15 protein-coding genes are annotated in these 15,433 nt (G+C 53.1%); 8 read left to right on the top strand and 7 right to left on the bottom strand.

Annotated elements, in window-relative coordinates; all coding sequences use genetic code 11:
- Positions 1-104 precede the first annotated feature (104 nt).
- A complete protein-coding gene (locus K0H81_RS10570; RefSeq protein ID WP_144199097.1) occupies positions 105-1,340 on the bottom strand; it encodes a uracil-xanthine permease family protein in 1,236 nt (411 codons plus the stop codon).
- Between the two features lie 197 nt (positions 1,341-1,537).
- Between K0H81_RS10570 and K0H81_RS10565 the strand changes: the two genes are divergently transcribed.
- Both K0H81_RS10565 and hda read left to right on the top strand, forming a co-directional pair.
- A complete protein-coding gene (locus tag K0H81_RS10565) occupies positions 1,538-2,668 on the top strand; it encodes a DUF2066 domain-containing protein (protein ID WP_220058299.1) in 1,131 nt (376 codons plus the stop codon).
- 90 nt (positions 2,669-2,758) lie between these two features.
- Positions 2,759-3,469: a DnaA inactivator Hda gene (hda, locus tag K0H81_RS10560; protein WP_220058298.1), complete on the top strand. Its 711-nt coding sequence runs from the start codon at positions 2,759-2,761 to the stop codon at positions 3,467-3,469.
- Positions 3,470-3,610: 141 nt separating this feature from the next.
- On the opposite strand, the gene K0H81_RS10555 is transcribed toward hda, so the two are convergent.
- The 3 genes from K0H81_RS10555 to bepA all read right to left on the bottom strand — a co-directional run bounded on the left by K0H81_RS10555 (position 3,611) and on the right by bepA (position 5,888).
- Entirely contained in the window at positions 3,611-3,982 is a 372-nt protein-coding gene (locus K0H81_RS10555) for a DUF2069 domain-containing protein (protein ID WP_220058297.1), read from the bottom strand.
- Positions 3,983-3,996: 14 nt separating this feature from the next.
- Positions 3,997-4,344: an arsenate reductase (glutaredoxin) gene (gene arsC / locus K0H81_RS10550; RefSeq protein ID WP_041406615.1), complete on the bottom strand. Its 348-nt coding sequence runs from the start codon at positions 4,342-4,344 to the stop codon at positions 3,997-3,999.
- Between the two features lie 86 nt (positions 4,345-4,430).
- Positions 4,431-5,888, bottom strand: a complete 1,458-nt coding sequence (gene bepA, locus K0H81_RS10545) for a beta-barrel assembly-enhancing protease (RefSeq protein ID WP_144199106.1) — start codon at positions 5,886-5,888, stop codon at positions 4,431-4,433.
- Between the two features lie 169 nt (positions 5,889-6,057).
- On the opposite strand from bepA, the gene K0H81_RS10540 reads away from it, so the two are divergent.
- Positions 6,058-6,279, top strand: coding sequence for a sulfurtransferase TusA family protein (locus tag K0H81_RS10540; RefSeq protein ID WP_144199108.1), 222 nt, complete (start codon positions 6,058-6,060; stop codon positions 6,277-6,279).
- A gap of 168 nt (positions 6,280-6,447) precedes the next feature.
- On the top strand, positions 6,448-7,548 hold the full coding sequence (locus tag K0H81_RS10535; RefSeq protein WP_220058296.1) for an AI-2E family transporter: 1,101 nt from the start codon (positions 6,448-6,450) through the stop codon (positions 7,546-7,548).
- A 116-nt stretch (positions 7,549-7,664) separates the two neighbouring features.
- On the opposite strand, the gene K0H81_RS10530 is transcribed toward K0H81_RS10535, so the two are convergent.
- Positions 7,665-8,552, bottom strand: coding sequence for a LysR family transcriptional regulator ArgP (locus K0H81_RS10530; protein WP_220058295.1), 888 nt, complete (start codon positions 8,550-8,552; stop codon positions 7,665-7,667).
- 126 nt (positions 8,553-8,678) lie between these two features.
- On the opposite strand from K0H81_RS10530, the gene K0H81_RS10525 reads away from it, so the two are divergent.
- Complete coding sequence (locus K0H81_RS10525; RefSeq protein ID WP_220058294.1) at positions 8,679-9,302, top strand: LysE/ArgO family amino acid transporter; 624 nt, start codon at positions 8,679-8,681, stop codon at positions 9,300-9,302.
- Between the two features lie 68 nt (positions 9,303-9,370).
- On the opposite strand, the gene bcp is transcribed toward K0H81_RS10525, so the two are convergent.
- Together bcp and K0H81_RS10515 are read right to left on the bottom strand one after the other, a co-directional pair.
- Positions 9,371-9,841 (bottom strand): thioredoxin-dependent thiol peroxidase, encoded by a 471-nt coding sequence (bcp, locus tag K0H81_RS10520; protein WP_220058293.1) that lies wholly within the window; start codon positions 9,839-9,841, stop codon positions 9,371-9,373.
- A complete protein-coding gene (locus K0H81_RS10515; RefSeq protein ID WP_220058292.1) occupies positions 9,838-10,392 on the bottom strand; it encodes a glycine cleavage system transcriptional repressor in 555 nt (184 codons plus the stop codon). The genes bcp and K0H81_RS10515 overlap by 4 nt, the downstream gene beginning before the upstream one ends.
- Before the next feature lie 243 nt (positions 10,393-10,635).
- Here K0H81_RS10515 and dapA point away from each other — a divergent pair, with 243 nt between their 5' ends.
- From dapA to K0H81_RS10500, 3 genes are all read left to right on the top strand, one after another.
- A complete protein-coding gene (gene dapA / locus K0H81_RS10510; RefSeq protein WP_144199120.1) occupies positions 10,636-11,520 on the top strand; it encodes a 4-hydroxy-tetrahydrodipicolinate synthase in 885 nt (294 codons plus the stop codon).
- A gap of 4 nt (positions 11,521-11,524) precedes the next feature.
- Complete coding sequence (gene bamC, locus K0H81_RS10505; RefSeq protein ID WP_220058291.1) at positions 11,525-12,646, top strand: NlpB/DapX family lipoprotein; 1,122 nt, start codon at positions 11,525-11,527, stop codon at positions 12,644-12,646.
- 290 nt (positions 12,647-12,936) lie between these two features.
- Positions 12,937-15,309, top strand: coding sequence for an EAL domain-containing protein (locus K0H81_RS10500; RefSeq protein WP_220058290.1), 2,373 nt, complete (start codon positions 12,937-12,939; stop codon positions 15,307-15,309).
- The last annotated feature ends 124 nt before the right edge of the window (positions 15,310-15,433 follow it).

The following is a 15,433-nucleotide window of genomic DNA, read 5'->3' as shown; positions in this document are numbered from 1 at the left end:
ACCGAAGGTTAATCCTTCCTCTCCGATAAGAAAAAGCCCTTCAAATGAAGGGCTTTTTTGTGTCTATAAACCATGCAGTTAGCATGTTGACTGTCCGGAGATCCTTAGGCGACTTCTTGCTCCTGACGGGCGTGTGCCTCGGGCAGCAGGAGGTTCATGGTGATGGCCACGATACCGCAAAGGCTGATCCCCGTGAGGCTGAATGAGCCGATACCAAATGCCATGCCGCCGATACCAAAGACCAGGGTCACGCCGACGATGCAGAGGTTCCTTGGCTCGCTGAGATCCACATGATTCTTGATCAGTGAGTTCAAGCCGACGGCGGCAATTGAGCCGAACAGCAAACACATGATGCCGCCCATCACAGGCACGGGAATGGTCTGCATTAGTGCGCCGAGTTTGCCGATAAAGGCCAGCAGAATGGCGGTGATGGCGGTCCAGGTCATGATGGCCGGGTTGAAGGCCTTGGTTAGCGTCACCGCGCCAGTCACCTCAGAGTAGGTGGTGTTTGGTGGGCCGCCAAGTACCGATGCCGCTATGGTCGCGATGCCGTCGCCGCTCAGGGTGCGGTGTAGGCCAGGCTTCTTCATATAGTCTTTACCAGTCACGTTTGAGATCGCTAGTATGTCGCCAATATGCTCGACCGCCGGGGCGATGGCCACGGGGATCATGAAGGCGATGGCATGCCAGTTAAATTCAGGTGCCACAAAGTTAGGCATGGCCAACCAGCTCGCCTGGGCGACCGGGGCAAAGTCGACTACGCCGAAGAAGAGGCTGAGGCCGTAACCCACTATGATGCCAGCCAAGATTGGCATCAGCTTGACGATACCCTTGGCAAAGATAGCCACGGCTATGGTGGTCAGCAGCGAGGCGAGGGAGATGATCAAGGCATGCTCTGGGTCGACCAGAACCAGGCCACCATCGCCGCTCTTACCGAGCGCCATGTTAACGGCAACCGGCGCAAGGCCCAGACCGATCACGATAATCACAGGGCCGACAACAACCGGAGGTAGCAGCCTTTTGATGAAAGCATCACCTCTGAATTTCACCAGGGTGGCCAGCACCAGATACACGCATCCTGCCGCCATCAGGCCGCCCATGGTTGCGGGAATGCCCCAGGTTTGTACACCGTAGAGGATGGGGGCGATAAAGGCGAAGGAGGAGGCGAGGAAGATGGGGACTTGGCGTTTGGTCACGAGCTGGAAGAGCAAGGTGCCAATGCCGGCGGTAAAGAGGGCGACGTTGGTATCGAGCCCGGTTAACAGCGGCATCAATACTAAGGCGCCAAAGGCGACAAACAGCATTTGCGCGCCCTGTAGGGGGATTGCTAAACGTTTCATTGTTATTCTCTTTTTATGGCTAAACCGCACAATGTTAACGTCTTGCTAGCATATTTGCACTTATCTTGATCACATTCTCCGGCTTGCCTCATTAAAGCCTTAGAAAAAAGCGAATTTGACGGCGTTTGCAGACAGGCATGGTCAAGGCTTATGTGTTACACTGCCGCCATTGTATTCGTGAATAGATATAGATACGGATGTTTAAGAGTCTTTTTTCTGTGGTGCTTGCCGGTACGTTTTGCGCCGCGAGTCTGAATGTTGCCGCCGTCGAGGTGACCGAGCTGGACAGAAGTGCGATTAAGATCGCCGATCGCAGCCAGCAGGTAAAGAATCAGGCGCTAAGCCAGGCGATGCAAGAGGTGGTATTGAAAAATACCGGCGATCGCGCCGCCCTTAGCGCGCCTTTGGTGGCTCAGGCCATTGCCGAACCTACCGCTTATATACGTCAGTTTGGCTACCAGGAGCAGGGCGGCGAGCAGTTCCTGCAGGCTTCATTCGACCACAGTAAGATCATCAGCCTACTGCGTCAGGCTCAGCTGCCCGTTTGGGGTAAGCAGCGCCCACTGACGCTGTTGTGGCTAGCTCAGGAGAATGAGGGCAAGCGTGAGCTACTCAACGACTCCTCAGTGCTGGAGAGCCGTAGCCTGATCGCCAAGATGTCGAAGACGCGCGGGGTGCCCATGCTACTGCCTATGATGGATCTCGATGATTCCATGGCCATCAGCGTCACCGACGTGCGTGGTATGTTTGCCGATACCGTGGCTAAGGCCAGTCAGCGTTATGGCAGTGACTACTTTGCCATGGTGTCGCTGGACAACCAGCCAGATGGTCAGGTGAGCTATCAGTTGTCCCTCTACCCGGCGAATAGCGAACAGCCGCTGTTTAATCCACTGACCACTCAGTCGGCTCAGGTTGCCGATATGGACGCCGCGGTAAAGGCGATCTTCGAGACGATCAGTCAATACTATGTGGCGCGCTACGCCATTGCCGATAGCGGCGAGGCTAACAGTACTCAGCTGACTTTTGTCGAGATAACCGACCGTCAGCAGCTGCTGGATATTGAGAAATACCTGCATCAACTCAGTGCGGTTAAGTCTGTGTCCCTGACTAAGTTGCAGGGGATCTCCGCCGAGTTTTCGTTGCAGCTTTTTGGCAGCGAAGAAGATCTGTATCGTTTGATCAGCCTGGAGCCTAAGATCCGCAGCCTGGAGCAGTCAAATAGCCCGGATCAGCTCAACATGCAGTCGGGATTGGGCGTCGATGAGGTGGTGGATCCGTTATCATCGTCACAGACTCCGCGCCGCGAGTATATTTGGCAAGGACGTTAAGGTAAGCTGGGCGCCTAATAGTAATATGCTGAGTGCTAAATTAGGCCGCCCAGGCAATACAGTCACAAGATAAGATCGAGATCCCTATACGTGTCACCCCATTCACCGGTACAACTTTCTTTACCCGTCTATCTGCCCGATGATGAGACCTTTAACAGTTATTATCCCGCGGCCGGTAACGACGAGCTGATCCAGAGCCTTCAGGCATGTGCCGAAGGGCGGGCCAACAAGGCCGTGTACCTCTGGGGGCCGGTCAAGGCGGGGCGTACACACCTGATGCACGCTACCTGTGCCAGAGCCAACGAGCTCAATCGCAGCAGCTTCTATCTGCCGCTTGGCATACATGCCAGTATCTCTACCGAACTGTTAGAGGGGCTAGAGCAGTTAGATCTCGTCTGTATCGATGATATCGATGCCATTGCGGGGCATCCTCTATGGGAGGAAGCGCTGTTCGATCTCTACAACCGGGTGGCGGAACATAAGCGCTGCGCCCTGGTGGTGAGCGCCAGTGCAACGGCCAGCGATGCGGGATTTTCCCTGCCGGACCTGGTGTCTCGTATGCAGTGGGGGCTGACCTATCAGCTACAACCTATGGCCGATGAGGAGAAGCTGGCGGCGCTGCAACGCAGGGCAGCGATGCGTGGATTACAGCTGCCGGAAGATGTGGGGCGCTTCTTGCTCAATCGTCTGGCGCGGGATCTGCGTACTTTGTTCGATGTGCTCGATCGCCTGGACAAGGCATCACTGGTACATCAGCGTAAGCTGACTATTCCCTTCGTAAAAGAGATGCTGCGCCTGTAGCGTCTGTCTTAATCGCGCGAGTCTCCTAGCGCTGTTAACGGTCAGTATTTTAGCTATCAGGATATCAAGTCGTTAACGACTCACCACAAAAAAGGCACCTTATCGGTGCCTTTTACGTTAGATGATTGTTTATCGAGCCATCTATTTCTTGCGCTTCTTCAGTCCCAGGCCCAATTCGCGACCGCGGATGCGCGCGTAGAAGGGCAAGGTGACCATCAAGAGGCTCAGCAATGCCACCTCGCAGATGGCGAATACCAGTGCCGTCTCGGTGACATAGAGCAGGGTCAGGCCATGCAACATATAGAGGCAGATGATGAAACTTGCCCAGGCATAGGTGTAGGGCTGACCGGTTAAGATCCCCTTAAGCGGCGCCAGCAGGGGCAAGATCCACAGCAGGCTGAAGATCAGTGAATATTGTCCGGTCAATCCCTGATTGCCAAACCAGGCGGTCATCAACAGCAGCAGCGCCACATAGGCGGCGCGGCTAATTTGAAACAGTGTCTTTGAGCTCATTTCGACTCTCAGCCTTACAGGATGGCCAGTACGTTTTCTGGGGGGCGACCAATTGCCGCCTTACCATTTGCCAGCACGATAGGACGCTCGATCAGCTTAGGAGTATCGACCATGGCCTGGATAAGCGCCTCGTCGTCGGTGACGTCGGCCAGGTTCAACGCCTTGTATTCCTCTTCCTTGGTGCGCATCAGCTCACGTGGCGCTAGGCCGAGCTTATCTAAGATGCTGCGGATCTCCACCTTGGTCAGTGGTGTCTTGAGGTATTCGATCACTTGGATATCGCAGGCTTTCTCTTCGAGCAGCGCCAGGGTTTGGCGGCTTTTAGAGCAACGGGGGTTATGAATTATGCTTACTTGCGTCATGGCAGTTCTATCCATATCTAGAAATTTGCCGCCATTCTACTGCAAAAGGTGAGTCGAGTCACAGGGTCCCGGCTCACCTTATGCTGCTAAAGCAGTTCGAGTTGTTTCTTCGACTGTTTGAACTGACGGATCCTGGCCTCTATCTTCGCCAGCTGCAGCGGATTTTTCTCCGATAGCCGGTAAGCAAAGTTGAGCTGATCTATGGCGCCATCATAGTCCGCCGCCAGAGCCATGGTTTCGGCCTTGACAAAATGCTCCATGGCGCGGTTGCCGGTCTGCTTGTAGGCATCGCTCAGCAGCTGTAGCGGCAATTGATTCTGCTTATCGAGGAAGATCATATCTTCCAGCAGGGGAATGGCCTGTTTGGCCTTACCATTTTCGATAAGCGCGTTGGCAAGGTTGATGTTGATCACCTGAGAGGTGGGCTTAAGCTTACGCTCACGGGTCAGCAGATCGATCGCCTGTTGATGTTCATGGCGCTCCAGTAGGAGATCAGTCTTGGTATCGATATAGAAGAGGTTATTGGGATCTTTGGCGAGCAGCTTGTCTATGATGACCTCAGACTCCTTGGCCTTCTCGGCGCGCAGTAGGGCAAGCGCCTTACCGTACAAGGCAGCCTCTTCAAATTGGTAGCTGTTCTTTCTTATCTGGTCGTTAAATAGCGCCAGCGCTGCCTCTTCGCTGTAGCTAGAGAAGCGCACCTGAATACGCGCCTTGGCCAGCTGAAAATCCAGGTTATCGGCCACATATCTGTGGGGATATTGCGCCGCCCGGTTTCTCGCCTCGGCAATTCGCGATTCGGGCAAGGGGTGCGTCAACAACATCTGTGGTGGCTTAGTGGTAAAACGGTAGCGTGTGGCCAGCTTAGAGAAGAAGTCCGCCGCGCCGTTAGGATCGAAGCCGGCGTCGACCAAGATCTGCATGCCGATACGGTCTGCCTCTTTCTCGTGCAGGCGGGTGTAGTTGATCTGCGCCTGAGTCGCTAAGGCCTGGGTGGTCGCCATGGCCGCCATGCCCACCTGAGGCACCGCAATGGTGAGCAAGATAGCGCCCAGCAGACCCGCTATGGTCGCGGGAGAGCTCTTCTGCTGCGCCTCGAGCGAACGCGCCAGGTGCCGCTGGGTCACGTGGGTGATCTCGTGGCCTAATACCGAGGCCAGTTGGCTCTCGTTATCGGCGTTAAGAAATAAGCCGGTATGAACCCCCACATGGCCGCCGAAGAAGGCGAAGGCGTTGATCTCATCGTTTCTAAGCAGGAAGAAATAGAAGGGGGTCTTTACCCCGGTCGCGTGGGCCACCAGACGGTTACCCAGCTCGGTCAGGTATTGATTGAGTACGGGATCGTTAAGCATGGGCGCCGAAGAGCGGATCACCCGCATATAGGCGTCGCCGTAGCTGTTTTCTTTCTCCAGGCTGAAGGTGTTCACTGCCGCGGTGCCAAGATCTGGCAGATCGTTGTTGGCAAAGCCTAAGGGGGCGATAGAGAACAGGGCCATCGACAAGGCGCCGGCAACCAGGGATTTTGCTTTGTTAACTTTACTCAAACTTATCCTTAGCGTTTATAGATAACTGGGTCTGCTTTGTTGGAACCAAATCGAGACAATTAGTTCAGTTTGTCTGGCCCCTGAGGCGAGTGGTTCGCCATCATTGTTCGCTTGTGGTTTCACTGGAGACTTAGGATAATAGCCCGAGTTTGCCTTTAGCAAGATCATTATGACTTTTATTGACTTAACCCACTACCGATGTCCCCTGGCCTTAGTTAAGCTAAAGATGGCGCTCAAGCAGTTGCCCTGTGGTGACGTGCTGCGGGTACAGCTTAAAGACAGTGGTTCGCGCCAGGATGTGCCCAGGTTTCTTGAGAAGGCCAACTGGCAATATGTTGAAATACAAAACGATGCTGAGATCTTGGTGTTGTCGATAACCCGAGGCGACTAAATTTTATCCTGGTGGAGTTGTAGATTTCGACTCTAACGCGCCTTTAGATAGAAATGATTCTTTAGCTTCAGAGGCGCCGATTAATTATTTTTCATGATGCTCGATGTTGCAGACCTAAACGCTTAATTTACAGAGCGGCGGGTCTTGGTTTCTAAATAGGAAGAGTAGATGTTTTCAATCATTACCAATTGGTATAAAGAGAGATTTAGTGATCCCCAGGCGGTGACCCTGATGCTGATATTGCTCGGGATCGCCCTGATCATCTATTTTGCCGGTGGACTCTTGGCGCCCTTGCTGGTCGCTCTGGTGCTGGCATTTTTGCTTGAATGGCCAGTGGCGCAGATGGTCAAGATAGGCATCAACCGCACCACGGGGGCATCACTGGTGCTTGTGCTATTTGTTGGCGTGATGCTGCTGATCACCTTCGGCCTGGTGCCCAGCATCTGGCGTCAGGGGGTGGCTCTGGTGACGGATCTGCCCACCATGCTGGATAAAGGTTTCATCACCCTTAAGGGCTTGGTCGAGCAGTATCCGCAGTTTTTAAGTGTCGAGCAACTCGACGCCTCGGTGGGTGAGCTCAAGAAGCTGCTGGATACTCAACATATACTGGATCTGGGTAAACAGTTGATTGGCTACTCGGCATCACTTTTGGTGCTCATGGTCTACGCCATCTTAGTGCCGCTGCTGGTGTTCTTCTTCCTCAAGGATAAAGATGAGCTGGTTCGCGGCAGCAAGCGTTTCATTCCCGCCAATCGCGACTTGGCCCGTAAGGTGTGGCTGGAGATGAACCAGCAGATCTTTAACTACATTCGGGGCAAGGTGATCGAGATAGTCATCATAGGCGCCGCAAGTTATATCTTCTTCGCCATCATGGATCTGCGTTACGCCGTGCTGCTCGGGGTGTTGACAGGCTTCTCCGTGTTGATCCCCTATGTGGGGGCCACCCTGGTGACCCTGCCGATCGCCCTGGTGGCCTTCTTCCAGTGGGGCATAAGCCCGGAGTTTGGCTATCTCATGTTAGGCTACGGCATCATTCAGGCGTTAGATGGTAACCTGCTGGTGCCCATACTGTTCTCCGATGCGGTGGATCTCCATCCCGTGTTTATTATCGCGGCCGTGCTGGTCTTCGGTGGACTCTGGGGTGTCTGGGGGGTCTTCTTCGCCATTCCGCTCGCCTCTCTGGTGAAGGCGGTGGTGAATGCCTGGCCTAAGGCTGATAAGTCCAAGGCCGATGAGCCAAAGACAGAGGCGGAGCAGGGCAACGTCTGATCGGCATTTAAACGTTAAAGGAGCCGAGAGGCTCCTTTTTTATGGCTAGTGTTTTAAGGCCAGTATTTTATTGAACGTACTTAATTGAACGTGCTTTCTCGAAAGTACTTAGGTCGCTACCTCAACGCCTGCTTGGCCGTCGCGGCTAAGGCGCGGTAGACCAGGGTTGTCTGCTTGGCTTTGATGTTCCAGTGTTGCCAATAGAGGGGCACCTTCATGGTGCAATCTGGGGCAATTAGTTTTAACGCGCCGCTTTGCAGCAATGGCTCGGCCTGAAGATGGCCCACAAGGCCGTAACCCATGCCCAGCAATATCGCCTCCAGAAAGCTCTCGGAGGAGGGGATCTGATGCTCTCGCCATTGCTCAGGCTCAATGCCAAAATGCTCCCCTAAAAACTTCTCATGCAGCTTATCTTTGGTGGAGAACACCACGGCCGGCGCCTGACGCAGACGGCTGGGTGTCACGCCATCGGCAAAATACTCCTGAATAAAGTCCTGGGTGGCGACGCAAAGATACTCCATCTGGCCAAGGTACTCGCTGGAGCAGCCTGTCAGTGGCGCCTCTGTGGTGGTCACACAGCCCACCGCCTCGCCGCTTTTAAGCAGATGGTGAGTGTAAGACTCATCGTCGACAATCAGCTCTAGCAGCCAGCGGTGGCGCTTAAACAGCTCGGCGAGGGCGGGCAGAAACCAGGTGGCCAGGCTGTCGGCATTGACGGCTATCTTCACCACTGTGGGCAGCGAAGGATCGTCGGCGTCGATCTCGGCGCTGAGTTCGCTCTCCAGCAGGCTCACCTGGGCGTAATGCCTGAGCAGACGCTTGCCCATGGGCGTTGCCTGCACAGGATTGCTGCGAATAAGCAGAGTCTGGCCGACTCTCTCCTCCAGCGCCTTGATGCGTTGAGACACGGCTGATTGGGTGATAAACAGTGCCTTGGCTGCGCGCTCGAAGCCGCCTTCGGCGATCACCACGCTCAAGGCTTTCAGGTGGGCGTAATCCAGCATCGAAACATCCAAATTATCGTTATAAGTTTGGCTAATGATACATTAAATTTAGTAGCTGGGTTTATTTTTAGAAGCTCGCTATGCTTGCGACCTGAAATTAGTTGTGGTTCTTTTTGGAGTTTTCTCGTGCAAGCATTCATTCAAGGGATAGGTGTTGGTGGCAGCCTGATCATCGCCGTTGGGGCGCAAAACGCCTTTGTGTTAAAGCAGGGGTTAAAGCGCGCCCATTCCTTGCCTATCGCCGCCCTGTGTTCTTTTATCGATGCCGTGATGATCACCGCAGGTGTGGCGGGCCTCGGCCATCTGATCCTGGCCTTTCCCTTAATCAAGGATATCGCCAGCCTCGGGGGGGCAGCCTTCTTGCTCGTCTATGGCGCTCAGGCACTGCGTGCCTCATTTAACGCCCAAGGCCTGGATACCGAGTCGACCCAGGGGGCGGACACCCTGCGCGCCGCGCTGCTCACGACCCTGGGAATTAGCCTGCTTAACCCCCATCTGTATCTGGATACAGTGGTCTTGCTGGGCAGCATCAGTACTCAGTTCGAGCAGCAAGAGAGGCACATGTTTGGCGCCGGCGCCGTGCTCGCCTCTTTCGTGTGGTTCTTCGCCTTGAGCCTGGGTGCCAGGTATCTGAGTCCACTGTTTAAAAAACCAAAGGCCTGGTGCTACTTAGACAGATTCATCTTCGTGACTATGTGGAGTATCGCGGCGGCGCTGCTTTGGCCCTATGTTAAAGCCATGATGGGCTAGTAGTTGACGAATCTTTAGATAATAAAAAAGCCGGAATTTCCGGCTTTTTTGTCAATTGCTAACTAGCATTAGCTGTTTTCTTGAATATATTTCAAGACAACTTCGTGGTGATCTTTGGTCTTGAACTTGTTGAACATATGTTCGATGTTGCCGCTTTCATCAATGAGGAAAGAGGTGCGTACCACGCCCATGTTTTCACGGCCCATGAATTTTTTGAGTTGCCAAACACCATAAGCTTCGCATACGGCATGCTCTTCGTCCGCGAGTAAGGTGAAGTTCAACTCCTGTTTGTTTGTGAAGTTTGTGAGCTTCTTCGGTGTATCAGGGCTAATTCCAATAATCACAACGTTTAGTTTATCAAGCTCTGATTTAGTGTCCCTTAGCCCACAAGCTTGAACAGTACAACCAGGTGTAGAGGCTCTTGGGTAAAAGTAAACGAGAACTTTCTTGCCTTTAAAATCGGCAAGGGAAACTGATTCATCATTTTGGTTTTGTAGGGTAAAGTCGGGGGCCTTGTCGCCCTGGGTTAAGGTTTTCATAGATCATCCTTAGATTGTGTTTCGATACCCTGCATACGTTCGATATGGCAGCTTAGGTTCATCTCTTCGGCGAGTGCGGCGATATTTTGTTCGAGTTTTTCGATATCGACCTTTTCCGGCACGTTGATGGTAAGGAAGACATTCTGCACCGGCTCACCGTCTGGGGTTTCCTCGGCGTGGGAGCGTACGGCGGCAAGGTCCAGCGAACGATCGGCCAGGAACTGGGTGATACGCTTCATGGTGCCGCGCTGGTCTTTACCGTTGAAGGTTACTTCGAGGCGAGACACATAGTTTGGCGGCGTGTGCTGTGAGCAACGTTTCATTACCGTTAGCAGGCCAAGCTCGACACTCAGGGCAGGGAGGCTGGCTTCCATCTTAGTGATCGATGCCCAGGCGCCTGAAATCATCATGATCAAGGTAAACTCACCACCAAAGAGGGCCATACGGCTATCGACGATATCGCAATCGCATTCGCTTGCGAGTCTGGCAAATTTACTGACGATACCAGGACGATCAGAACCCAGTGCGGTAACGACCAGATGATTGGACATGAAATTCCCCCATTGATTGGTAACTCGTTGTACAAATAAGCGACGATTGAATAATGTCGGCGTTTTTTAGGTGGCTTATGCTATCACAAGTTATCAGTTTTGAGATCCCTATCGTGATAAAGAGTCAAACATTTGACCTATGGGGAGCGGTGTTATCATTCTCTGTGATCTAGGGATACTTATGCTTGTTTTTACCTGTGAGCATCAGTACCATAGCCAGTCCTGAATCCTTGGGGAAATCACATGATAAACGGAAGCATCGTAGCCTTAATCACACCCATGAATCGTGATGGCTCAGTCGATTATGCAAGTCTCGAGAAGTTGGTTGAGTACCATATTGAACAGGGTACTGACGCCATCGTTGCCGTCGGCACGACTGGCGAGTCAGCCACTTTACCTCTTTCAGAACATATTGAAGTGGTTGCCCACACGGTAAAATTTGCCGCCGGACGCGTCCCAGTGATAGGTGGTAATGGTGCAAACGCCACCGCCGAAGCGATCGAGCTGACCAAGGCGCAGGCCAACCTAGGTGTGGCCGCCATGCTAGGTGTAACGCCTTACTACAACAAACCGACACCTAAAGGCTTGGTTGCCCATTACAGCGCCGTTGCGGCCGCAACCGATATCCCACAAATTCTCTACAACGTGCCCGGCCGTACTTCGGTGGACATGTTGCCCGAAACCGTTGCCCAGTTGGTCGAGGTGCCAAACATCATTGGCGTGAAGGAAGCGACCGGCGATCTAAGCCGCGTGGCTAGGCTGCGCGAGCTGTGTGGCGATGACTTCATGCTCTACAGCGGTGATGACGCCACGGCCCGTGAGTTCCTTACTCTGGGCGGGAATGGCGTGATCTCTGTGGCCAACAACATAGTGCCTAAGCAGTTCAAGCTGATGTGCGATGCGGCCCTTAAGGGCGATCTCGAGGGTGCCCTCAAGGCCGAGGCGCCAATGAAAGATCTGTTCAGCGCGCTATTTTGCGAGGCCAATCCGATTCCTGTGAAATGGGCGGCGCATCGTATGGGGCTGATCAGCCAAGGACATATTCGCTTGCCATTAACGGAACTTTCCGAGCAATATCATGGTCTGTTGCTAGAAGCGATGAAGAATGCCGGAATAGAGGTTCAATAATTAGATGCTAAAGCAAGTCACCCCAATCCTACTGGTTGCCGCCGTTACGGCCTGCAGCACGCCTATCGACAGACGCCAGGCTAATGGCGATGACGAATACGCCAATGTGACGTCTCAGCCCAAACTGGTGATCCCAGCTGGATTGAATCAGCCGAAATACAATACCGAATTCGATATTCCTGAGGTCGGCAGTAAGGTTGACAAGACCTTGGTTGGCAAGAAACTCGACATTCGTCCGCCGCTACAGGTACTGCCGATGGCAGAAGGTACCCATGTGGAGGAGTCAAGCGACAGCATCAAGATCGTGGTCGAGTCTATCGATAACGATATCGATCTGCGCAGTGAGCTGTTCGGTATCTTGGATGAATATTTTAGTCAGCACGAGATCAAGATCCTTAAAGAGGATAGAGATACGGGTGTGATAGAAACTGATTGGATTGAAAATCAAGAAGTTATCGATTCATCTCTGTGGGGCTCCGATGAAATATATTCGGTACGTCAACGCTATCGTTTCAGCGTCAACGTGCGTCCTCACGGCCGCAGCGGTAACCTTGCTATCGAATTGATTGATCACGAAGAGAGCTTCGATGGTAAGGCGCAGGATATTCTGCTTACGGGTGAAGATAAGCGCCGCTACACGGTGGATATGCTCAACAACACCATCGCTTACATGAGCGTCAAGCGTGCTAAGGCGATTAAGGCCAAGCGCCTGCGTGAGAGCCTGGGTATCGATGTGGATCTGGTTAAGGCGCCTGCCGTTGCCGAAAACGAGACGCCAGAGCAAAGCTTCTGGTTGGCGGACGCCAGCTACAGCCGTACCTGGGACCGTCTGCGTATCGTACTGCCTGAGCTGGGCTTTGAGATCGTCGATATGGATAGCAACAAGGGACTCTACTATATCAATGTGAGCGACGATTCTGGCTTCTGGAGTTCATTGTGGAGCGATAAGAAGCTTCCGATGGAAGAGGGCTCGTATCGTCTGCAGATTGAGCAAGATAACAGCGACACTTCTAAGACTCGTATCTACCTTAAAGATAAGGAAGATAGTCCTGTGAGCAATGAAGTGGTCGAGGCCGTCTACGATGGCATGGCCGAGCTGATGAGCGAAGACCGCAAGGTTAGATAAGCTCAACTCAGTCAGAGAAACGGTTAGATGAAGAAAGAGGCCACTAGGCCTCTTTTTTTGTGCGCATTAATTAGCTTAATCGCGCCTGAGTATGGATTCGGTTCAGCCTCACCTTTTCCTAGTTGCCACCTCATTAGATGTTTCATTTTATGCATAGACACCTGCCTCCGATTTGCCATGTTCATTAGGCTACTTTAGTGCGGCTGTAGATGGCGTACCTGCCTTCTATGCCATATAGTTAGTGAGATTGTCAGTCATAAGTTTGATGGAGTTAATAGGCCGAGGTAGAGATGCCAGCTAAGGTGCCACTGCAGGATGTAGACGCTAAATATCTAAAGATCATCAGTGAGTTTGCCATCGACATGCTCTCTCTGAGTGGCGTGGATGAGATCCTCTGGCATCTGGCGCAGAATGTGGTCTCCCAGTTGGGCTTCGACGATGTGGTCGTCTATCTGTTGGATCCCGTCCGGGGCGTCTTGGTACAGAAGGCCAGCTTCGGCGATAAGAATCCTAGCGGTCATGAGATCCTCGCGCCCATCGAACTTAAGCTGGGGGAAGGGGTGGTCGGTACCGTGGCCAAGACTAAGCAGCCCTTAAATGTTGCCGACACCCGGCTGTTCCCCAACTATATCGTCGATGATGCCCCAAGGCTCTCCGAGCTCGCCGTGCCCATACTGATGGAGGGGGAGGTGATTGGGGTGATAGATACCGAACATCCAAAGAAGAATTTCTATACGCCCCAGCATGAGCGGATCTTGTTCGCACTGGCCTCTATCGCGGCGCTGAAGATCCATAGGGCCAATAATCTGGTGACGCTGCAAAAGCGGGTAGCCGAGCTGGAATATGCAAGCAAGATCCAAGATACCCTGTTTGCCATCGCCGAGATCATCTTCGAGACCGACTCGATCAAGGCGTTCTACCTAAAGCTGCACACCTGTATCGCTCGCCTGCTTAAGGCTGACAACTTCTATGTGGCGCTGCTCAGTGATGATGGCCAAACCCTGCACTTTCCCTATCATGTCGATCAGTACGATCAGCTTGCAGAAGACGCCGACTTGCCTCTATTACCAACCCGTCTTGGGATCACTGGCTATGCACTGCTTAAGAATCGGCCGCTGTTGGCCGATGAGGCGCAAATTAAGGCGCTGGTGGATCAGGGGGAGATAGTCATCAATGGCGCGATGCCGACGGCCTGGCTCGGCGTCCCATTTGGCGACGAGGCGTTTCGCGGCATCGTTGTGGTGCAGAGTTATCACGGTGATTATCGTTATAGCGAAGCCGATCAACAGCTGCTGGTGTTTACCGCTAAGCATATACGTAACGCCATCAGTCGCATGAAATTCAAGGCTAATCTCACCGAGATGGCCCTCTATGATGGCTTAACTGGCCTGCCCAATCGCACTCTGTTTATCGACCGGCTCAATCAGGCCATCGCCAAACTGAACGACGCCTGTATCGACGAGACCTCTTCTAAAGGGCTTGGTTTGGTGTTGCTGGACATAGATCATTTTAAGGCGGTTAACGATACCTATGGTCACCATCTCGGGGATGAGCTACTTAAGGTGTTTTCCGAGCGCATCCATGCCGCAATAGCGAGCCAGGATACCTTTTGCCGACTCGGGGGAGATCAGTTTGGCCTGCTGTTGGTGGATATCAATTCTGAGGCGCAGTGCCTCGAGCGGGTAGAGACGCTGCGAGAGCAGATGCAAGCCATGTTAGATCTCGGCGGGATCTCGCTTAATCTGTCCGTCAGCATGGGGCTGGTGACCTGTTTCTTATCCGGGATGGCGGCGACGGATCTGTTGCGCCGGGGCGATCAGACTCTACTTAGGGCCAAGCTGATGGGGCGGCATAGGCTTTGTGTGTTCACAAGTGGCGAACAGGCAGAACTGCAGGAGACGCAGATATGTCAGGCGTTTCAGCAGGCCGCAGATCAAGGCGAGCTCTATTTCAGTTTTCAACCTCAATACCGGCTCAAGGATGGCAAACTCCTTGGGGCAGAGGCGCTGTTACGTTGGCAGCATCCAAGACTAGGTACCATCTCACCACGACGACTGCTTGCGCCGCTGCGCCGACAAGGCGCCCTCGAGTTGGTAGATGCCGTGGTCGCTAAGCTTATCCTGGCTCATCTTAAGCGTTATCATGGCGCCTATCCCGAGGAGTTTCGCCTCAGCGTGAACATCGCCAGTGACGGCTGCGCCTTGTTTGATGAGCTGCAGAGAATGGCTGGGGAGGGCATTGAGCTGGCATCTTATCTGGGCATAGAGATCCCTGAATCCAGCCTAGGCGCCTCGTTTGAGGCGGTAGTTAGCTGTATCGCACGGGCAAAATCCCTCGGTGTGCTGGTGAGCCTGGATGATGTAGGTGCCAGCCACGCTACTTTTAAATATCTGCAGGAGTTCAGGTTCAATCGCCTCAAGATAGCCCAAGGGCTCATCAGCCCCATGGAGATGGCTTATGACAACCAAGTTATTTTGGAGACCATCATCAATCTCGCCAGTACGCTGAATATCGATACCCTGGCGCAGGGGATTGAAACCCGTGAGCAGTATCAGACGATGCAGGCCCTGGGGTGCGACTATGGTCAGGGGGAATTTATGAATCCCTCCGTCAGCGAGGAAAAGCTACTGCTTATGCTGTCAGAGTCCCACCTATATAGATGATCCAACGTGTCATTTTGTGATTGAAACCATACTCTTTTGTCGCTCACGCCGGGCGAGAATGTAAATGGTGTGTTAAGTTTGTAAGCAAAGGTAAAACGCCTTGAAGCACTTATATTCCTAGGTA

Source organism: Shewanella halotolerans (assembly GCF_019457535.1).
Taxonomy (GTDB): Bacteria; Pseudomonadota; Gammaproteobacteria; order Enterobacterales; family Shewanellaceae; genus Shewanella; species Shewanella halotolerans.
Note: the sequence above shows the minus strand (reverse complement) of the source record. Positions and strands in the feature narration are given on the sequence as shown.